Annotated in this window: 19 protein-coding genes; 14 read left to right on the forward strand and 5 right to left on the reverse strand. The window is 35.6% G+C overall.

The window, feature by feature from the left end; translation table 11 throughout:
• The first annotated feature begins 156 nt into the window (after positions 1–156).
• Positions 157–918, forward strand: coding sequence for a polysaccharide deacetylase family protein (locus tag BJL90_RS08305; RefSeq protein WP_070966455.1), 762 nt, complete (start codon positions 157–159; stop codon positions 916–918).
• Between the two features lie 2 nt (positions 919–920).
• On the opposite strand, the gene BJL90_RS08310 is transcribed toward BJL90_RS08305, so the two are convergent.
• Positions 921–1,715, reverse strand: coding sequence for an N-acetylmuramoyl-L-alanine amidase family protein (locus tag BJL90_RS08310; RefSeq protein ID WP_070966457.1), 795 nt, complete (start codon positions 1,713–1,715; stop codon positions 921–923).
• Positions 1,716–2,058: 343 nt separating this feature from the next.
• A complete protein-coding gene (locus BJL90_RS08315; protein WP_070966459.1) occupies positions 2,059–2,574 on the reverse strand; it encodes a hypothetical protein in 516 nt (171 codons plus the stop codon).
• A gap of 327 nt (positions 2,575–2,901) precedes the next feature.
• On the opposite strand from BJL90_RS08315, the gene hisS reads away from it, so the two are divergent.
• From hisS to BJL90_RS08370, 11 genes are all read left to right on the forward strand, one after another.
• On the forward strand, positions 2,902–4,080 hold the full coding sequence (gene hisS, locus BJL90_RS08320) for a histidine--tRNA ligase (protein ID WP_335617831.1): 1,179 nt from the start codon (positions 2,902–2,904) through the stop codon (positions 4,078–4,080).
• A 268-nt stretch (positions 4,081–4,348) separates the two neighbouring features.
• The gene (gene hcp, locus BJL90_RS08325; protein WP_070966470.1) at positions 4,349–5,980 is read left to right on the forward strand and encodes a hydroxylamine reductase; all 1,632 of its coding nucleotides are present in this window, start codon (positions 4,349–4,351) and stop codon (positions 5,978–5,980) included.
• 251 nt (positions 5,981–6,231) lie between these two features.
• Positions 6,232–6,978 (forward strand): energy-coupling factor ABC transporter permease, encoded by a 747-nt coding sequence (locus tag BJL90_RS08330; RefSeq protein ID WP_070966472.1) that lies wholly within the window; start codon positions 6,232–6,234, stop codon positions 6,976–6,978.
• Between the two features lie 16 nt (positions 6,979–6,994).
• On the forward strand, positions 6,995–7,708 hold the full coding sequence (locus BJL90_RS08335; RefSeq protein WP_070966474.1) for an energy-coupling factor transporter transmembrane component T family protein: 714 nt from the start codon (positions 6,995–6,997) through the stop codon (positions 7,706–7,708).
• Positions 7,696–8,553 carry an energy-coupling factor ABC transporter ATP-binding protein gene (locus BJL90_RS08340; protein WP_070966477.1) on the forward strand — a complete coding sequence of 286 codons (858 nt, stop codon included), beginning with the start codon at positions 7,696–7,698 and terminating at the stop codon, positions 8,551–8,553. The genes BJL90_RS08335 and BJL90_RS08340 overlap by 13 nt, the downstream gene beginning before the upstream one ends.
• Positions 8,554–8,664: 111 nt before the next feature.
• Positions 8,665–9,375, forward strand: a complete 711-nt coding sequence (locus tag BJL90_RS08345; protein WP_081561904.1) for an epoxyqueuosine reductase — start codon at positions 8,665–8,667, stop codon at positions 9,373–9,375.
• An 853-nt stretch (positions 9,376–10,228) separates the two neighbouring features.
• A complete protein-coding gene (locus tag BJL90_RS08350; RefSeq protein ID WP_070966481.1) occupies positions 10,229–10,534 on the forward strand; it encodes a DUF2325 domain-containing protein in 306 nt (101 codons plus the stop codon).
• A gap of 135 nt (positions 10,535–10,669) precedes the next feature.
• Positions 10,670–11,269 carry a DUF3793 family protein gene (locus BJL90_RS08355; protein ID WP_070966484.1) on the forward strand — a complete coding sequence of 200 codons (600 nt, stop codon included), beginning with the start codon at positions 10,670–10,672 and terminating at the stop codon, positions 11,267–11,269.
• Between the two features lie 183 nt (positions 11,270–11,452).
• Entirely contained in the window at positions 11,453–11,884 is a 432-nt protein-coding gene (locus tag BJL90_RS08360) for a flavodoxin (protein WP_070966487.1), read from the forward strand.
• Positions 11,885–12,132: 248 nt separating this feature from the next.
• The gene (locus BJL90_RS08365) at positions 12,133–13,905 is read left to right on the forward strand and encodes a ferrous iron transporter B (RefSeq protein WP_070966490.1); all 1,773 of its coding nucleotides are present in this window, start codon (positions 12,133–12,135) and stop codon (positions 13,903–13,905) included.
• A 34-nt stretch (positions 13,906–13,939) separates the two neighbouring features.
• Positions 13,940–15,205 carry a methyl-accepting chemotaxis protein gene (locus BJL90_RS08370; protein ID WP_070966493.1) on the forward strand — a complete coding sequence of 422 codons (1,266 nt, stop codon included), beginning with the start codon at positions 13,940–13,942 and terminating at the stop codon, positions 15,203–15,205.
• 117 nt (positions 15,206–15,322) lie between these two features.
• Here the strand turns inward: BJL90_RS08370 and BJL90_RS08375 are convergent, their stop codons facing one another.
• Genes BJL90_RS08375 through nifV form a run of 3 tightly spaced genes read right to left on the reverse strand, consistent with a single transcriptional unit; the run spans position 15,323 to position 19,437 of the window.
• On the reverse strand, positions 15,323–16,333 hold the full coding sequence (locus BJL90_RS08375; RefSeq protein WP_070966498.1) for an isocitrate dehydrogenase (NAD(+)): 1,011 nt from the start codon (positions 16,331–16,333) through the stop codon (positions 15,323–15,325).
• A 3-nt stretch (positions 16,334–16,336) separates the two neighbouring features.
• The gene (locus BJL90_RS08380; RefSeq protein WP_070966500.1) at positions 16,337–18,262 is read right to left on the reverse strand and encodes an aconitate hydratase; all 1,926 of its coding nucleotides are present in this window, start codon (positions 18,260–18,262) and stop codon (positions 16,337–16,339) included.
• Positions 18,263–18,288: 26 nt separating this feature from the next.
• Positions 18,289–19,437, reverse strand: a complete 1,149-nt coding sequence (gene nifV, locus BJL90_RS08385) for a homocitrate synthase (RefSeq protein WP_070966502.1) — start codon at positions 19,435–19,437, stop codon at positions 18,289–18,291.
• Positions 19,438–19,922: 485 nt separating this feature from the next.
• Here nifV and BJL90_RS08390 point away from each other — a divergent pair, with 485 nt between their 5' ends.
• Positions 19,923–20,372, forward strand: coding sequence for a chemotaxis protein CheW (locus BJL90_RS08390; protein ID WP_070966503.1), 450 nt, complete (start codon positions 19,923–19,925; stop codon positions 20,370–20,372).
• A gap of 101 nt (positions 20,373–20,473) precedes the next feature.
• A complete protein-coding gene (locus BJL90_RS08395; RefSeq protein ID WP_070966506.1) occupies positions 20,474–21,640 on the forward strand; it encodes an exonuclease SbcCD subunit D in 1,167 nt (388 codons plus the stop codon).
• Position 21,641 lies beyond the last annotated feature (1 nt).

A 21,641-nucleotide genomic window follows, 5' to 3' on the forward strand; every position in this document is an offset into this window, starting at 1 on the left:
AGAGACAATCGCCATAAAGATAGCTGGAGAAAAGATATTAACTTAAAAAGAAAAGGAGTAATGGTAATAAAACCTTTTTTAAGTAGCATATATTTCTTATGGAGATGATAACAGCTAAGTATCACCTCCATTATTTTAATAAATAAGAGGTGACCTATGAAAAAGAAATTAAAAGTCGATTATTTAGCGGTGACTTGCAGTATCATGATTGTTTTTATGGGATTATTCATTTATAGAATGGTATTAACTAGACAGATAAATAGTGATAAGGTGGAGTATGGTTCTGAAATAGTATGGAATGGGCCAACGGATCAAAAAATTGTAGCATTAACCTTCGATGATGGTCCACACCCCAGATATACGCCGAAAATTTTAGATCTATTAAAGGAATATGATATCAAGGCCACTTTTTTTGTTTTAGGGAAGCATGTAGAGAGATATCCAGAGACAGTAAAAAGAATGATAGCAGAAGGTCATGAGATCGGAAACCATACTTATAGCCACATCAATGTGAGGGAAAGCTCTAAAGAAAAAATTGAAGAAGAGTTTGAAAAAACTCAAAGGGCTGTATTTTCTCTGACTGGTGTGAAACCTCAGTTTTTTCGACCTCCCTTTGGCTTTTACAATGAGGCTACTGTAGGAATTGCCAGAGAAGCAGGCTGTAAGATTATATTATGGTCAACCCACCAAGATTCTAAGGATTGGAGCAATCCTGGTATATATAAAATTATAGAAACAGTTCTTACGAAAACCCAGAATGGAGATATCATTTTACTACATGATTATGTTGAGGGAGAAAGTCAAACCCTAGAGGCATTAAAAGAAATTTTGCCAGAATTAAAAAACAGGGGATATAGCTTTGTAACCATTTCACAAGTAATAGAGATGAATGCCTTAGAAGATATAAAAAATGACTGAAGTTAAAAATAATCTCCAGTCTTGAATAAGTACCTTATGATACCATCACTGACAGCCAAGGCAATATGTTTTTTATAGGTTTCCTGCTGCAACAGCTTCTTATCCTCAAGATTCGTGATATAGCCTATTTCTACCAATACCCCAGGGGTTTTCGTGGCTCTTAAAACATAGAAATTACCCGGTGCGATTTCTGCTTTCATAGAGGAACTATCTAAAAATTCATCATAAACAATAAAATCAACAGATTTTTTTATTTCTTCAGCAATTTTTTTGCTTTCCTCTGAATTTTTATTATAAAAAATCTTTACACCCCTGGTATTTAAATTTTTTGGCTGAGCATCAACATGAATACTAACAAATAAGCTTCCTCTACTGCCATCAATAATTTGTCTTCTAGCGTCCAAGTCCCTCGCATGTCTTGTAGATTTTAGATTGCTTTTTTCTTCTAAAGAAACATCTTTTTCCCTTGTTACAACTGCAGTGATGTCGTTGCGCTGTAAAATTTTTTGAATTTTTAGCGCTACATCAAGATTAATATCTTTTTCTAACAGCATTAAATGTTTATCGTATGTGCCTCCGTCAATTCCGCCATGACCAGCATCGATAACAACTGTGCTTTGGAGCAGTACATTCTTATTAGAAATAGAAGTAATGGTTTGATGAACAAAGGAGAAGGCTAAGCCCACAATAGCAATAGATAGTGCAAGAAATAGCCATTGAGGAAGAATAATAAAAATGATGGATTTATCTTTTTTGAAATATTTTTTTTTGGCTTTTTTTATAAAGTTTTGGATCATGATTTTCCCTCACTTTTTTATTGAATAAAGCTATCTAATGCTACTTTTGTATTTATCCTTCGATGTATTACTAAGACGCCCACTTCCAGGTGAACAAACTAAGTGACTAACATCAAACTAAGGATTTAGGTTATCTATTTATGTAAGTGGGAGATTAAGCATTATATCCTCGAAATAAATTTGGCTACAATTGAGAGGGAGTAAAAACTCCCACTGAATTAAGTTTCATTATTATATATAGTGAAGGGAATGATGAAATATTCAATAATTATGTGGGATTTTTAAATTAGGTGGAGTAGACGCTCCACCCGATTCCCCGATGTTTTAGCTTACTGTAAGGAGTTCACTGACTTTTTTTAGTCTTATCGAAGTAATTCCTGGATAAGTTAAAGAATTTTGCTACTCTAGCTACGCTGGGTTTCATAATAAAAGCAATAGATCTTATAATAAATTTTTGTGATAGTAATAAGTTAACTTTATCAAGAATAGTTCTGCTACCAGGGGATAAAGTAAATGAAGGACTTATTGTTTTCTTTTGGAAAAACTTAAAGTTCCTGAAAAAACCAGGTAGTTTCAAAAAAATTGTAAAGGGAGTAATTACAATGATTTCTATAATACTGGTCTTGATAAATTTCTTTTTATCTTTTGCTAGCTTTAAATGAACCAATAAGTCCGTTGCAAAAACGCCGCAAATCAACCAATCAATTCTGCTAACTAGTAATTCAGTTGCCTCACTAAAGGGAAAAACTAAGTCCCAAACAGATAAAAACACAATAGTTAAGGACAACAGAATCATAAAAATTTTATATAAATAAATGATAGACTTAAAAGGGGGTTTTTTTCCAAAACGCTCTACCAAAATATATACCTCCAAACTTCCTATTATGAATAGCAAAATTATAACATAGTTAAAGAAAATAGTATACGGATGAAATCATTCTATAGTTATACGCCTTTAACCCTGACAAAGCACGAAAAACATAGCTATAAATACCTTTGTTGCGTTATTGCTAAAAAATAACAAAGCAGTTGTTCTATGAAATTATCTTTGTTATACTAGTTTCTATAGAAATGTCTTATAGAAAGAATAAAACCAATGTATAGAAACCTATGGATTGAGAAATAAAAGAAATAAGATTTTATACATAAATTTAAATGAAATTTTAAGATAGAGGAGGATATAGCATTGAAATTTAATTCAAATCCTGTAAGAGGTACTTTTGATGTTTTGCCGGAAGATATGGAGCTAAGAAATTGGGTTCAGGATACCATTAAAAGAATTTATCGCCAAAGAGGCTATCTGCAGATGGAGACACCCTGCATTGAAAACCTGGAGCTTTTAAATCATAGTGAGGGTGGAGAGAATTTACGCTTGTTATTTAAAATACTAAAACGTGGAGACAAGCTTACCTTTGAAGAGCTATCTGAAAATGCTCTATGTGATTTGGGTTTAAGATTTGATCTAACGCTGCCATTGAGCAGATTTTATGCAAACAATCGTAATGAATTACCTACACCCTTTAAGGCATTCCAGATGGGTTATGTGTGGCGGGCAGAGAGACCACAAAAAGGAAGGTTTCGTCAATTTACACAGTGTGATATTGATATTATTGGTGAAAAAAGCATTTATGCTGAAATAGATTTACTGTTAACCATCCCAAAGGCTTTACATGAACTCGGCTTTAAAAATTTCACTATCAAAATCAATGATCGCCGTCTTCTAAAGGATATTGTTGTAAAGGCTGGATTTGAGGAGGAAGACTTTGATACGATATGTATTACACTGGACAAAATGGACAAGGTAGGTAAAGAGGGAGTAACCCAAGAGTTGCTAGAAAAAGCTTACGAGGAGGTAAAAATTCATAAGCTCTTGGAACTACTAAACACCCATATAGGAGATTTTGATAATGAGCATGCCAGGGAATTACAAAAAGCTGTAGATATTGTTTCAGCATATTATCCTATTGCGTTTGAACCAACTCTAGTACGTGGTATGGGTTATTACACAGGGCCTATTTTTGAAATTGTTAGCGAGGATTTTAAAGGTTCTATCGCCGGTGGAGGACGCTACGACAACTTACTAAGCAAGTTCCAGAAGGATAGCATACCTGCTGTTGGTTTTTCTATTGGTTTTGAAAGGATTATAACGATTTTAAAGGAAAGAAATTTTAAGATTCCTACAAATGAAAAGAAGGTTGCTCTTATGTTTACAGAGGAGCAGCAGTTGAAGGAAGTCATTGATCTTACAGAAAAATTAACCGCAGAAGGAAATGTTGTTACCACCTTTTTTGTGAATAGGAATAAACTGGGTAAGAAAATTAGTCAGTTGGAGGAGCAGGGCTACGAAGTGCAGGTTATAAAATAAGTCAGTGAAGGCACTGCTTATATAAAAAGCTTTACCCTTCGGTGTATTGCTAAGATGTCCACTTGCTAAAATATAGTATATATATAAAGAAAGTAGATTTTAAGTTTATATTAAAATCTACTTTCTTATAATTTTCAAAACTTTTTACACTCTTTAAAGATATGGGTGATTATATAAGCGATTAAGAGGTATATAATTTATAAGGCTAAAGGCTGCTTTTACAGATATGAGCCTGAAAACCAATCTATTATATTTTAGGGGGAATTTTATGAGTATGTTTTGTTATCAATGTCAAGAAACAGCTAAGGGGACAGGCTGTCAGATTAAAGGGGTTTGCGGTAAAAATGAAGAAGTGGCAAAGCTACAGGATTTGTTAATTTATACTTTGAAAGGAATTTCTGAAATCGTTGTAAAAGGTAAATTAGATGTCCAATCTCTTGGTGATATAAACCATGAAGTGCTCAAGAGCCTTTTTATCACGATTACAAATGCCAACTTTGATGAAGAAGCGATTGAAAATCAAATCACCAAAATGATGAAAATTAGGGATGGTCTAAAAAATAAGATTTCTGGAATGACTTTTAGCGAAGCTAGCAATTTTCAAGTTTTTTCTAGAGCGGAAATGCTTAAAAAAGCTTCAGAAGCAGGGGTTTTGTCAATGAAGGATGAAGACATTCGATCTCTAAGAGAACTTATCACCTATGGGATTAAGGGAATGGCAGCTTATACGCATCATGCTTTAAATCTTGAGAAAGAAAATTTAGAAATCTACAAATTTATATATGAAGGACTGGCAGCGACAATAAATGATGATTTAAAAGTCAATGATTTAGTTACATTAACCTTAAAGACAGGAGAACTTGGCGTTACTGCTATGGCACTTTTGGATGAAGCCAACACTTCAAAATATGGAAATCCAGAAGTAACTCAGGTCAATATCGGCGTAAGAAACAATCCAGGAATTCTTATATCAGGCCATGACTTGACGGATTTAGAACAGTTGTTAGAACAAACAAAGGGGACAGGCGTAGACGTTTATACCCACAGTGAAATGCTGCCAGCTCATTACTATCCAGCCTTTAAAAAATATGATCACTTTGTAGGAAACTATGGTAATGCATGGTGGAAGCAAGTAGGAGAATTTGAGTCATTCAATGGACCCATTCTTTTTACCACTAACTGTATCGTACCTCCTAAAAGTGAAGAAGTAAGAAACAGGATATTTACATCAGGTGCTGCAGGCTATCCGGGATGTACCCACATTGAAAAAGACAGCAACGGTAAGAAGGATTTTGGGCCAATTATAGAAATGGCTAAAAATCTTAAGGCTCCAACTGAAATCGAAACCGGCAGTATTGTTGGGGGATTTGCTCATGCACAAGTTATGACCCTTGCAGATAAAGTTGTGGATGCTGTTAAACCAGGTGCTATTAAAAAGTTCTTTGTCATGGCTGGTTGTGATGGAAGAATGAAATCAAGAGAATACTATACAGCGTTTGCCGAAAAGCTTCGAAAAAATACTGTAATCTTAACGGCAGGATGTGCTAAGTACAGATATAATAAACTTCCATTAGGAGATATAGGCGGGATTCCAAGGGTGCTTGATGCTGGACAGTGTAACGATTCTTATTCATTAGCAGTTATTGCCCTTAAGCTAAAAGAAGTTTTTGGTCTTGATGATATAAACCAGCTGCCAGTTGCTTACAATATTGCTTGGTATGAGCAGAAGGCAGTGATTGTACTTTTAGCTCTACTGCATCTAGGTGTTAAGAATATTCACCTTGGACCAACATTACCAGCATTCTTATCTCCAAATGTTGCAAAAGTCTTAGTAGATACCTTTGGCATTGCAGGAATAGATACTGTAGACTCTGATGTAGAGATGTTCATGGCTCAATAAATTAAAGATAGATCATATAAAATAAAGAGAATAGCTAGAGCTATTCTCTTTATTTTATATGATCTATGCTGTTTATTTCAAAGAGTCCAAAATTGCTAATTTCAGGACTATCTTGCGGAAAAAAGCAGGTGTGATGGAATTAATTGACATAAAACTGGTAACAATATAGAATATAAATATAAGTAGCGTTTATATGCAAAATGATGAAACATAGATAAAACTTTAAATATTATGTAAAAGGAGAGGATAGCATGAGTCATATTCATATGCCAGATGGAATTATTTCAGCCCCTTGGTGGGTATCGGGCTATTTTTTAACCTTGATGACCATGCTCTGGATTTTGAAGAGTATGGATAAGGAAGAAGTCAGAAAAAAAATTCCCTTTACCGGTATAGCTGCAGCGATTATGCTGCTGGGCATGTCAGTGCCTTTGGTGATCGTGCCAGTACATTTAAGTCTTGCGGTGTTGACAGGAATTTTGATAGGACCTAAGCTAGGCTTTCTCGCAGTATTTGTTGTGAATATCATATTAGCCTTTTTTGGTCATGGAGGGATAACCATTGTTGGTTTAAATACCTTAATCATTGGCTCGGAAGTATTTATAGGATTTTATTTGTTTAAATACTTTACCCAGAGATTACATAAGGTGATGGGAACAGTGATCGCTACCGTCATAGCTCTGTTGGTTTCTACTACTTTAATGGTAGGGGTAGTGGGCATGACAGCAGGTTTAACAGAAGCCCTGCCCCACCACCATGGAGAAGAGCATCATCAAGAGGAGCACTATGTAGAAGAAGAGTATGATGAGCACCATCATGGAGAACTTCAGGAGGAAGTGACAAAGATAAAATATTTAGTTTTTACAGGATGGCGAGCTGTTTTTCTTATTTTATCAGCAGGCATACTTTTAGAATCATTAGGAACAGCGCTTATCATAAGATACTTCTTAAAGGTTAGACCAGATCTTATTCTGCCGCCACAAGACATAGACATATAAAAGGAAGGTAAACAACATGCATCTAGCTGACATTGATCAAATATCTAATAATGGAGATAGTCTTCTGCATCGAGCAGGAACTGTATCCAAAATTGCTTTAACCTTCTTCTTGTTATCCAGCTTTATCATTTCTAATGATTTTGTGAGATTAGGATGCCTTATGGTCATCCTTTTTCTCCTCTTTATTTTGGGGCGTATCCCTCTCAAACAGGTTATGCACTTAGCAATTTATCCTGCTTTCTTTAGTACTATTTTTGCATTCATAAGTGCGCAGCAGTCATGGAAGTTAGGCGTTATAGTAATCATGAAGGCGGTGGGATCAGCCTTTACGATGCTTTTATTAATTACAACCACGCCTTATATAGATATATTCGCATTCTTATCTTTATTTATGTCGAGCTTATTGGTGGACATCTTTATGTTTACTTATCGCTCTTTTTTCATATTGATTCATAAGATCCAAAATTCAATGAAAAGCATAAGACTAAGGGGTGGCTATAGACCCTTTAATCTATGGATGAACCTTAAAAGTGCTGCAGGTATCTTAGGGGTTTTGGTCATTCATTCCTTTGAAATGAGTGAAAGAATGTATAAAATATATGCTCTTCGAGGATATAAAGGAGGAATTCCTTTGAATACGGAGATATTTCCTCTAAAAGCTATTGATGTTGGTATTATTATTTTTGGTATAGTCATTTTAGTTGGGACGGTGATTCCATGGAAAATATAATAAGGGTGCAGTGTTTAAAACACGTTTATCCTGATAAAACTGAAGTAAATTTATGCGGATTGGACTTTCTTGTAAATCAGGGGGAAAGAGTTGTTATTCTAGGGCCTAATGGGGCAGGTAAAACTACTTTGCTATCCCACATACTAGGATTGCTTTCTCCTGTAGAGGGAAAAGTGGAGGTAATGGGTCTAGCTCCCTATAAGAACTTTAATACCATCAGAAAAAATATAGGTGTTGTATTTCAAAATGTAGATGAACAAATTATCGGTCCTAGGGTTTATGATGATATCGCTTTTACGCCTCGCAATGAAGGTTTATCCAAGGAGGAAACACACAAAAAGGTAATGGCAGTTGCAAAAACATTGAAAATTGAAGAATTATTGAATAAAATCCCTCATTATCTTAGTGGAGGTCAAAAAAAGAAAGTTGCTTTAGCTGGAGCCATGGTGATGATGCCGAAAATACTGATTATGGATGAGCCCTTTGATTCTCTAGATCCAAAATCCAAAGGAGAAATGGTATCTATTATTAATCAGCTTAATAAGAAGCATGGTGTAACGTTGGTGGTTACCACACATGATATCAATGTGGTGCCTGCTTTAGCAGATGCTATTTATATTTTGAAGGACGGAAAGATCCTTGTGAGAGGTACACCTCAAGAAGTTTTTGTACAAGTAGATGTTCTAAAGGAGGCAAATTTAGAGCCTCCAATTCTTTTGGAGCTATTTACTCGCCTCAGAAGAAAAGGATATAATATGAATATACCTAACAACTTAGACGAAGCAGAAGAAGAATTGCTCTCGATGTTAAAGGGTAATGCTAAAATAGTGAACTCTCCCAGCTAAAGTGAGAAAGTCAGGGATTGTACGATTTTTATCTACTTCAAGACCTGCTATAGAAATGGGAGTTTCTGACTCGGTAAAATATTTGGTAAAAAAAAAAGGGGGGGATTTTACGTGGGGGAGAAGATGATTTCCTTAAGGGAAGAATTAAAAGAAAAAACTGCTAGTTTAGGGGCAGATTTATTTGGTATAGCTGACCTTACTGGGGCCCAGTCCTATATGGAGAAAAATTATGATAAAGCCTTTTCGGTTTTTCCTAGGGCAGTTTCCATGGGGATATTTCTACCAGCAAAGATCATAGCGTTACTAGAACAAGGGCCACAGCAAATATATTCCCATTATTACAGTGTAGTAAATAGTAAGCTCGATGAGTTAGGACTATTTGTCTGCAACTTCCTCTATAAAGCTGGTTATGAGGCTATGCCTATACCTGCTTCCCAACAGCTTTTAAAGGATCCATGTAAGAGTGCCTTTTCACATAGGCTTGCTGCATCGTTGGCAGGGTTAGGTTGGATTGGAAAATCCTGTTGCTTAGTAAATGAGAAGGTTGGACCTAGACTGAGGTTGGTTACGGTGTTAACAGATGCACCTTTAGAATGTAATGAACCCGTCAGCAATCGATGCGGAAATTGTACTGCTTGCCAGGATGCCTGCCCACCAAAGGCCATCAAAGGTAAGAAGTTTCATCAGGAAAATCCTTTAAGTGTTATGCTGAATCCAGAAGCGTGTAATGCTTATTTTCAACAGGTGAAGAAAGAACATGGCGTTGGAAATTGCGGAAAATGTCTTGCTGCTTGTCCGTGGGGAAAGGGCAAGCCCTCTTGATGTATATCTATGGTCATGAAATAGATAAAGGAGAAAACGTGTATCCTATAGAGCAAATAAAGTAATCCAAGCTATGAGGTTCACGGTTTGTAAGAATATTGTATACTTTTGCAAATGAAATTGACGCAATAGGAACAATGCAATATAATGAATTTAAATGAAAAGCTAGTAAAAGTCGTAAAGACTTTAAAAAAGTTATAAAGACTACTTACTTGGGGGAGTAGTCTTTATAACTTTTTTGCCCTATCTTAGAAAACGTAGTGCTATAGGAGATAAGAAAGAAGCAATTACAATAGTCGTAACAACCCATATGAAGATTTCTGTTTTTTTACTGACAGAAGAATTTGCCAAACGGTAATGAGAGATCAATAGGGAAATCACAGCGAAAACTTTAAAATAGCTTTGATAAGGTAAAAGAAAGGAGATATAAGATAAACCGATGCCGCTTAACCCGAGCGACATTAATAAAATAGGGGCTGTTCAGCACAAACTAGAAAGAATAGCACTTATAACAGCACCTACACCTAATAATCGATTTTTTACTTCCTTCATTTCAACACCTTCCTTTATAGATATGCCTGTATACCTGAATTTCAATTTAGAGCAGACTCTTCATCTGAGCCCCTGATGTTTCAACTTGCTGAAACAAGTTGACCCCTTAAAGTAAGTATACTGGTAATGTTCTAAATATATCATAAAATATTTATATTTTCAAAAAATATTTTTCATAATAAATACGATAAAAAATCTGATAAAGGATTGACAGATGGTATAAAATAGAATATAATAATGATAATAATTATCATTATCGTTATCGTTTAAGGAAGCGAAGTTATGTGAAGGAGGTAAGCAAATGACAGCTTTATTGATTGGAGCAGATCGACTTGGAAATATTCCAAATACCTTGATGGAGTATGGAATAAGAGATTACATACATTGGACGGGGAGAAAAAAAGGCATGAGAAACTTTGAGATTCCCACAGAAACAGATATGATTATTGTTTTTTATGATTTCATTGAACATAATATCACCAAAATTGTGAAGGAAAAAGCAAAACAAAATAATATTCCCTGCGTTTTCTCTAGAAGAGCATGTAGCGACCTTGTAAAACAATTAAATAATTGCAGTGGATGCAAATTATGTAGTCTGCAAAGTTAAGAAGCAGAAAAAAATTTCCACTTTAATTGAAAATGATAATCATTATATTGAAACGATTTATTTCACAAACATTCGTTTTGTTACATAAAATGCAATAGGATCAAAAATTTTTATCAGAATAAGTGGGGTGATAGGATGGAAACCAACAAAAGCCACTGTTATTGTTTGAATAAAACCAATCAAGATACTTTTATGAAATGGATTGTAGAATTGCTGGCACCAGTATTGCTGGGGGCAAAACCATCAGAAATTATGAGTTTTCCTGAAAATGATAAGATGGGTATAGAGAGAAGAGAAAAAATAAAAAAGGTATTTGATAACAGCTCTAAAGTTTACTATAGGGAGTTTCAGACAGATAAAGGCTGTAAAAAGATATTGTTTTATAATCTTGAAGTACTGGACAGTACACTGAAGGAATTTAAGAACATTAAATTTTTAAAGGAACAGGGCTACCCCTATGAATATAATATAAATACCTATTTGGACTGCTTAATAAAGAAAATGGAAAATGGAGTAATGCCTCATGAAATTGGTGTTTTCTTAGGTTATCCACTAAAAGATGTAATAGGTTTTATAGGCCATCCCTCCTTAAAGTTAACAAAAGTAAAGGGGTGGAGGATTTATGGAGATCCTAGATTATCTGATGAAAAGTATATGAAAATATTAGCTGCAAAGGAAAAAGTTAAAAGACTACTTGAAATAAATCATCCACAGGAAATTATACAGTCTGCTTAAGTTTTAAAGGTCTCTACGAACTATAAAAGTATAGGATGTGCTTATGCTAGAGGTTATTTAAGTAGTAGCAAGAATCAAATAGATAGGTTTATTCTATCTTTTTATCTAAAACAATGAAGACTTGATTACGTCAATTTTCAAATGATAAAGTTTGTTTATATAATATAAGGAGGAGAGATTATCATGAAAAAAGTTACAATTATCTACTGGAGTGCAACAGGAAATACAGAAATGATGGCTGAGGCAATTGCTGAGGGAGCAAAGGCTGATGGGGTAGAAGTAAAACTGACGGAAGTTGGTAAAGCCACGGTAGAGGATGTTTTCAGTGCAGATGTTGTTGCTTTAGGATGCCCTTCAATGGGAGCAGAAGTTCTAGAGGAGACAGAAATGGAACCTTTTGTTGCCTCTTTGGAAAAGCCAGAGATTCAAGGCAAACCTATGGGACTTTTTGGCTCCTATGATTGGGGCGATGGTGAGTGGATGCAAGACTGGGAAGTGAGAATGAAACAATATGGTGCCAATCTTCTAGCGCCAGGATTAATCGTGAATTTAACCCCTGGAGACGAAGAACTGGAAAAATGCAGGGAGTTTGGAAGAAATTTAGTGAAAGAATAATAATAAGTCTTATTTCATGATAGAAAAGGAAACAGAGGAGGAAACAAAAAAGACTATTGAAGTTTTTGCTTCAATAGTCTTTTATCTTTTTTTGAAGAATCTTATTACAATAATCTAAAAATTAACAAAAAAATTGACAAATTTTTCATATAGCGTTAAAATTATATAAAGATAATGAAAATCAATATCATTGAATTTCGACATAGCATTATCAAATTTATAAGAATTAAGAAAAAGAGGTGAGTTGAGTGGGATGCCATGATACCAACGGCAGTTTAGTGTATTCAGCAACAGAAGAGGAATTAAAGATTTTGTTGATGGGAAACCCTAATGTAGGAAAAAGTGTCATTTTTTCTAAATTAACCGGTATGCAGGTGATGACGGCTAATTATGCAGGAACTACTGTTGATTATGCGCAGGGTAAAATAAACCATCAAGGGAAGAAAGGAATTTTGATAGATGTACCAGGAACTTATTCCCTTGAGGCCATGTCTCCTGCTGAGAAGGTTGCAGTGAGGATGCTGAAGGAAGGAGGAGCACAGGTTGTTATTTGTGTATTAGATGCCACCTATTTAGAACGAAGCATTCATTTTGCTTATCAAGTGATGGAATATGAAGTTCCAGTTGTGTTTGTATTAAACCTATTGGACATTGCTGAAACCAAAAGTATTTTCATCGATATTAAGGCTTTGGAGAAGGAATTAAATGCACCAGTTATATCTACAATTGCTACTAGAAACATTGGATTAAAGGAGGTTTTAAATAAAACCTGGGAGATTGCTCATCAAGAAAAAAATATAAAACCTTATAAAGCCCTTACGCCAGAAGAAGGGTGGGAAAAAGCCTGCAGTATTGCTGAAAAAGTGCAGGTAAGCTCGGATAAGGCAGCACCTTCTCTATTGGATAAATTTAGTGATTTATCTTTGAATTTTTTCCCTGGACTTCCAATTGCGGTTCTTGTTTTATTTACTTGTTTAGCGATTGTGGTAGGAGGAGGTAAGGCTTTAAGAGCCCTGATTCTACTGCCTGTTTTAAACAATTGGTATGTTCCTTTTATTTCAACGGTGGTGTCAAGAATACTTCCGGAAGGAATCCTTCTAAATGTGTTAATTGGAGAGTATGGTATGCTAATTAAAGGAATTGAATGGCCCTTTGCTTTGATTTTACCCTATGTAGTATTATTTTATGGAATTTTATCGGTTTTAGAGGATAGTGGATACCTACCACATTTAGGGGTAATTGTAGATGGCTTATTAAGCCGTATCGGTATTCAAGGGAGTAGTATTGTACCCTTTATCATGGGATATGGTTGTGCTATACCAGCTATATTAGGTTCAAGAGCAGCTACCTCTCATAAGGAACGATTAATTATTTCAACCCTTGTAACACTGGCGGTTCCCTGCATTGCGCAAACCGGTGCATTTATTGCTCTTTTAGGAAATCATTCAATGCTGGCTATTGTGTTGGTTTATTTTATTTCCTTTGGCTTTATTCTTTTAGGGGGCGTCCTTTTAAACAAAACCTTAGAAGGAGAAGTAAGTCCCATGCTATTGGAAATACCTAGCTTACTCATGCCAAATGAACAAGCATTATTTAAAAAAATTTGGCTTAGGGTGCGTAGTTTCATGGTGGAGGCAGAACTTCCAATGATCTTAGCTGTAGGATTAGCTGCTGTTATCGTGGAAACAGGTATGCTAAATTCCATTGGCAAACTGGTTCAACCCTTGGTTGTTGGATGGTTGGGGTTGCCTCCTGAAGCTAGTATAGCCTTAATTCTAGGGATCATTAGAAGAGAGTTAGCGGTGCTTCCTTTGCTGGAGTTGAACTTAAGTACATTACAGATGGTGGTTGGTGCCGTGGTAGCTTTGTTTTACCTTCCTTGTCTATCTGTGTTTGGTGTTTTAGTAAAGGAATTTCATTTGAAAGTTGCAATGCTGATTAGTTTTCTCACCATTTTCACGGCAATTTTTGTAGGTGGATTGATTTATCAGAGTGTAAATCTCATACTATCTTTACTTTAAAAATAGGACTGTCAATAAAGGAGTGTACAAATCTATGATGAAAAACTTAAAACTAAGAAATAAAATATTAGTAGTTTTTGTTGTTGTAAGCTTTTTTCCCTTGCTACTGATAGGTTTCCTTTCTTATAAAAATGTCAGCAATCTTAAAGAAATTATATTTAGTATTATAGGATTATTTCCTTTGTATGGAATTGTTAGCGGCTTATATCTGTCAAAAGAAATAACCAATGGCTTAGAAGCTACAACGATACATGCAAAGCTAATTGCCAGTGGAGACTTCAGTATAGATGTGCCAGAGGAGTACTTGAGCATGAAGGATGAAATAGGGGACATGTCTAGAGGGATTGACGCAATGCAACAATCTATGAGAAATATATTTGTAAAAATTGTACAAGCAAGTGAAGAACTAGAGATTTCTTCTGAAGAATTATCAAAGAGCTCTGAGGAAACAAGCCAATTGGTGAATAAAGTGACAACAGCTATTGAAGAAGTTGCTTCTGGATCAGATCATCAATTAGAGAAAACCAAAGAAAGTTCCAGTAATTTAGAAGAGATGGTAAGGGGAATTAAACAGGTAGCTGATACTTCATCAACTGTTCTAGCGTCTTCTAATCGTATGACAGAAAAGGCAGAGGAAGGAAATAGAGCGGTACATAGTGCTATTGAACAAATCAGCAATATTCATGCCAGTACCACTACAACAGCTGAAGCCATTCAAGCCTTGCAAAAGGATTCAGAGAAAATTAGAGATATTCTTCAGATCATATCCAATATATCAGATCAGACCAACCTACTGGCTTTAAATGCTGCTATTGAAGCAGCGAGGGCAGGGGAAGCGGGAAAAGGCTTTGCTGTAGTGGCGGATGAAATAAGGAAACTTTCGGAACAGACATTAAGAGCTACAGAAAAAATCAGTCAATTGGTAGGAAACATTGGTAAAAATACACAAGGAGCTGTTCAATCCATCAACACCAGTAAAGAGCGGGTAGAAATAGGAAAAAATGTAATAGAGGATGTGAATAAAGTGTTTATTGATATTCTAACTTCTGTAAAGGGTGTAACAAAGGAAATAAAAGATTTAGCCAGTGTGTCGGATGAAATGTCTATGGGGGCAAAGGAAGTCAGTAGTTCTGTAAATCAGCTGGAAACCATTGCTAAAGAATTGTCCTATAGCATGCAAAATATAGCTACATCTGCTCAAGATGAATTGAAACATATAAAGGGAATCAAAACTTCTTCAGAAAATCTAGCCCATATGGCAGAAGAGTTACAACAAATTGTACCGAAGTTTAAAGTATAAGCAAGGAGGCCTGGCCACAGCACCCCTTGCAGTGCTAAGAAAAATAAAGAGGAATAGGATATATGTGTAATATATCCTATTCCTCTTATTATTGTACCTTATAGCAGTTTGTATTAATTATTTTGCTGAAGTAATATAATTACAAATTGCTTCTGTAATTGCTTCTGTTGTAGCAGTACCGCCAATATCTTGCGTAGTAGCTTTTCCTTCCTTTATGACAGCAGCTACAGCTTCACGAACAAGGGTTGCGGCGCTGGTTTCTCCAATATAATCCAGCATCATAGCTGCAGATAGGATACAGGCAGTAGGGTTAGCAATGTTTTTACCTGCAATTGTTGGCGCACTGCCGTGAACTGCTTCAAAGATGGCGATATCTTCACCGATATTTGCTCCTGGTACTAAACCTAGTCCACCTACTAGTCCAGCTGCTAAGTCTGAGACAATATCTCCATAAAGGTTGGGTAAAACCAATACATCATAGTTTTCAGGATACATCACTAGTTGCATACACATGTTGTCTACGATTACTTCTTCGTATTCTATTTCTGGATATTTTTCAGCTACTTTTCTGATGGATTCTAAGAATAACCCATCAGATATTTTCATAATATTGGCCTTATGAACAGCTGTGACTTTCTTTCTATTGTATTTTTTAGCATATTCAAAGGCATATTCTCCGATTTTTGTAGAAGCTTTTTCAGTGATTACTTTAATAGCCTCTGCAACCCCGTCTGTCACTAAATGCTCTATACCTTTATATAAATCCTCAGAATTCTCACGAACAATGACTAAATCTACATTTTCAAAGGGGGTTTTAATCCCTGGGATTGTCTTAACAGGTCTTACGTTGGCATAGGTATTGTATTTCTGTCTTAACGTAACATTAATACTTTTAAATCCTGTACCGATAGGTGTGGTGATGGGCCCTTTGAAGGCAATTTTATTTTTAGAGATGCTTTCTAAAAGTGCATCAGGAATAAATTTTCCAGTAGCTTTATAAGCTTCTTCTCCACCGTTGACAATTTCCCAATCGATAGCTACTTTTGTTGCAGCGATAACCTTTTGTACCGCTGATGTTACTTCTAATCCAATACCGTCTCCTGGTATGAGTGTAATTGTGTGCTTCATCTTTTATTCCCCCAAGTTCATCTTAATATAGTTTAAATAGCCTCCAAGTAATAGAATATCTATATCTCGTTGAGATCCTACAAACTTTGCTTTTATTGTGAGGTTTTTGGTTTTATTGTTAATTTCAATGATATCCTTGCTGATTAAAGCTGTTTTTACATCCTTGATTTCTAATTCGTCCATTTCTCCTATAGATGCATAATCATTGGCATCAACAAACTCTAAAGGAATAATGCCGCTGTTGATGAGGTTAGCCTTATGAATTCTAGCAAAGGATTTAGCTAAAATCGCCTTAATGCCTAGATAAAGGGGAACCAAGGCAGCGTGCTCTCTACTGGAACCTTGCCCATAGTTATCGCCACCAATAATAAAACCACCGCCATAAAGTTCACATTTCTCCCATAGCTTTTCATCTAACGCATGGAAGCAAAACTTTGAAAGGTGCGGAATATTAGAACGATAAGGCAATAATTTGGCATTAGAAGGCATAATATCGTCGGTGGTAATATTATCTCCAGTTTTTAATACTACTTTACCTTCTAAACCATCCGTTAAGGCTTCCTTTGTAGGGAAGGGTTTGATATTTGGTCCCATCACTACAGTAGCATCTATGTTTTTCCCTCTGACAAAGTAATTGTCACTGATATCATAAGTAGTAGGTTCTTCTATGATAATATCTTCTCCTAAAGTGACAGGATCTTCAAAATATCCCTTTACAGCAGAGATAGCGGCAGTCTCAGGGCTGACTAAATAAACATCTGCGCTTTTTGTGCCACTTCTACCACAAAAGTTTCTATTAAAGGTTCTTAAAGAAACACTATCTGTCTTAGGAGACTGCCCCATGCCAATACAGGGTCCACAGCTGCATTCCAATATTCTAGCTCCGGCTGCAATAAAGGTGGATAGGGCACCATTGTCCGCCAGCATTTTTAGGATGGTGCTGGAGCCAGGAGAAATACCTAAACTTACATCAGGGTGTACTTTTTTGCCCTTTAAAATAGCTGCTGCCTTCATTAAGTCCTTATAGGAGGAGTTGGTACAGCTACCAATTAAAACTTGATCTATTTTTAATCCCTTCACGGCGTCTACAGCATCTACATTATCAGGACTATGAGGCTTTGCTGTCAAGGTAGGGATGTTAGAAAGATCAATTTCTATGATTTCATCATAAGTAGCATCTTCATCAGCTGCTAGAGGTTTCCAACTCTCTTCTCTACCATTGGCCTTTAAAAATGCTCGGGTAATTTCGTCACTAGGGAAGATAGAAGTGGTTGCTCCCAGCTCTGCTCCCATGTTGGTAATGGTGGCACGATCTGTTAAAGAAAGAGATTTTACACCTTCACCAGAGTATTCGATAACCTTGCCAACGCCGCCCTTTACGGTTAGTTTTTTCAGTACATAGAGAATAACATCTTTAGCAGAAACCCAAGGATTCAGACTTCCTTTCAATTGGATATTGACTACCTTAGGAGCTTTTAAATAATATTTACCGCTGGCCATTCCAGCAGCTACATCTAAGCCTCCTGTACCAATAGCCAGCACCCCCATACCTCCACTGGTGGGGGTGTGACTATCTGAACCAATAAGTGTTTTGCCAGGAACAGAAAAGTTTTCTAAATGCAGCTGATGACAAATACCATTTCCTGGTTTAGAGAAAATAACACCATACTTCTCAGCAACAGTTTTTATAAATTCATGATCATCGGCATTTTCAAAACCAGTTTGCAAAGTATTATGATCAATATAGGCTACAGATAACTCTGTTTTGATTTCCTTGATACCCATAGCCTCTAGTTGAAGGTAGACCATTGTACCTGTAGAATCCTGTGTTAAGGTTTGATCTACTTTGATTGCTATTTCTTCTCCTGGGGTCAACGTTCCAGAAATTAAATGATCTTCTAGTATTTTATAAGTTAAATTTTTTCCCATTGTAATCACCTCGTTAATTTTGTCATCTAAGCTTCTTGCGCTAGTTTATCTTCCCTTACTGTTTCTTCATATAAGCTGAAAAGTTCTTGATCTGTCAACGGTCTCTTGAAAGCAGTGGCTGTATTTCTGACTTTTTCTAATAAACAATAAGCCGTAAAGTCATCTATATGAATGTTTTCTGCCGATAGCTTATGCTTAATCGCAGCAGTACCAGAATGCTTTCCAATAACGATTTTTCTTTCTAAGCCTAGTTCATCGGGGCAGATGATTTCATAAGTCAAAGGATTTTTAAGGGCACCATCAGCGTGGATACCAGACTCATGATAAAATATTTTTTCTCCTACGACGGCCTTCCAAGCAGGAATTTCTCTATTAGAGGCTTTCGCCACATAAGTACATAAATCCTTTAATTTTCCCATGTTGTAATTCGCAACGTCCCCATTGATTCCATGTTTTAAAGCAAGCATTACTTCTTCTAGGGAAGCATTACCCGCTCTCTCTCCTAAACCGTTAACGGTAACGCCTAAATAACTAGCTCCTGCCATAGCTCCAGCAATAGCATTAGCAGTTGCCATACCTAAGTCGTTATGGGTATGCATTTCTATATCAATATCCACTGTTTCCTTAAGGTTTTTGATAATATTGTAGGTGCTAATAGGATTTAAAATTCCTACAGTATCACAAAATCTTACTCTGTCCGCTCCTGCCTCTTTGGCAGCTTTAAAAAAGCTTGTTAGGAAAACTTCATCCGTACGGGAAGCATCTTCGGCATTAACAGATACATACAGGCCGTTTGCCTTTGCAAATTCTGCTGCCTTTACCATTTGTTCTAGCACCTTACTTCTAGTGGAGTGCAGCTTATGTTTAATATGAATATCAGAAGTAGAAATAGATATAGCAACAGCATCAACACCACAGTCGATAGAAGCTTCGATATCTTTAATGACAGCTCTATTCCACCCCATAATACTAGCCTTTAAGTTGCTTTTTACAATTTTTTTGATGACTGACTTTTCTTCTTCTCCCATCACAGGAATTCCGGCCTCTATTTGATCTACACCAATTTCATCTAGCATTTTGGCGATAAATACCTTTTCTTCATTAGCAAATACTACTTCAGCAGTTTGCTCTCCATCTCTTAAGGTTGTATCTAATAATTTAAACTTTTTTTCCATGCAAATAACCCCCTTCAAAATTCCACATGATTAACTTTATATACTATTATATATGCAACTTTTGAAAAATTCAATTACATTTTTCGAAAAAATGAAATTTTTTTTTAAAACATTGCATAATATCTTCTTAATAACCAGATAAATTATGAATAGTGCAGTTAAAATGCAATATGTAAAATTATTATTAGCACAAAACCATTTTGGAATAATATAGAAATTTGCTCGAAGGGTCTAATAAAGCTAAATAACTACATCCCAAGAAAGACGAATATAGCTTTAAAAAAGGATTGGTTTTGTAAAAAAGGGAAAAAATAAAGGGTTTTTTTGATAAGCACTTAATAAAGATAAGACTCATTAAAATGAATTATGCAAGAGATACAAAATCCAATTCACAATTTAATTTATGCCCTTGATTTTTTTGAAAAATCATTGAGAAACCAACAATTTATGGTATAATTTGTATAAAAGGGGGAGGGAAGCTAGTCATGGCAGAAAGACAATACGTTATTTTTAAATTATGTGGTGAAGAATATGGTGTAGCCATCCAGCACGTACAGGAAATCACAGAGTATAAACAAGCTACAAGCGTTCCAAATGTACCTGATTTTATTGAAGGTATTATTAATTTAAGAGGTAATATAACACCAATCGTTAGTTTGAAAAAGAAGTTTAACTTGCAAGAGAAGGAAATAAAGGAAAGCAATAGAATTATTATCATCAACTTAATGGACAAGCAAGTAGGATTTATTGTAGATGATGCTTCGCAGGTATTAACGATGGATGAAAAACAAATAGAAAACCCTCCAGAGCTCTTGACGGGTATTGAGAGACAGTATATTATTGGTATAGGTAAGGTGGATGAAAAAATCATTATCTTATTGGACTTAGAAAAAATATTGACAGAAAAGGAAAAACAGGAAATACAAGCTATGTAACATGATAAAAAAGACACAAGAAAACCTCGGTTGTGTATTTTGGAGGGGTGATTGTGTCTTTGATTTTTGAATTGTAACATACTAGAAAGAAGGATGAAAGGATGAAAATACTTCACACTGCTGATTGGCATATAGGAAAAATCGTAAATAATGTACATATGACGAAGGAGCAAGAATATGTTTTAAACCAATTCGTGGATCTAGTTTCTCGCGAGAAACCAGATGTAGTGATCATTGCGGGAGATATTTATGATAGAAGTGTCCCCCCCGTGGAAGCTGTAGAATTGTTGGACAATGTATTTAATAAAATACTTTTAGAGTGCAAAACGCCTATCATCGCGATAGCGGGAAATCATGATAGTGGAGATCGGGTGGGTTTTGCAAGAAAAATTCTTAGAGATCATGGATTGCATATTGCAGGGAGATTAAAAAAAGAGATCGAAAAATTAACTTTGGAGGATGCGTTTGGGCCGGTAAATTTCTATGTTATTCCCTATGCAGATCCTGCTGAAGTAAGAGAGATTTTTAATCAAGAAGAAATCAAGACCCACGATGAGGCTACAAAGGTGATTATAAAAGAGATCAATAAGACAATAAACCTAAGAGAAAGAAACATTGCTGTTTTTCATGGATTTGTTGTTGGAGGCCAAGCGCCAGAAGAAAGTACCTCAGAAAGACCTTTATCCATTGGAGGGACTGAGTATATTACTTATGAACATTTTAAAAATTTTCATTATACTGCTTTAGGGCATTTGCATGGTCCTCAAAAATCAGGAGAAGAGCACATCCGTTACGCTGGCTCATTACTGAAATATTCTTTCTCGGAGGTAAAGCATAGAAAGGGAGTGAAGCTGGTTGAACTGGGGGAAAAAGGAGAAGTTACGATAACTTTTAAGTCCTTAATACCTCGCAGGGATATGAGGATTATTAAGGGAGAATTAAACAAATTGTTAGATATAGAAGTATATAAGGATACCAATACAGAAGATTATCTCCATGTAATCTTAACTGATGAAGGGGAACTTATAGACCCTATTAATAAACTTAGAAGTGTATATCCCAACATACTATCTATAGAAAGAGAAGTAAAGACCACGAAAAATAGATCATCAAAAACTTCTGCTGGGGCAGGGTATAAAAGTAAAAGTAAACTGACGCTTTTTCAAGATTTTTATGTCAATATTACTGGGAGAAAATTTGAGGAAGAAAAAGAAAAAGTGATGTTGGAAGTGATAAAAGAAGTAGAAAAAATGGAAAAGGGTGAGTGAG

Source organism: Clostridium formicaceticum (genome assembly GCF_001854185.1).
Taxonomy (GTDB): Bacteria; Bacillota; Clostridia; order Peptostreptococcales; family Natronincolaceae; genus Andreesenella; species Andreesenella formicacetica.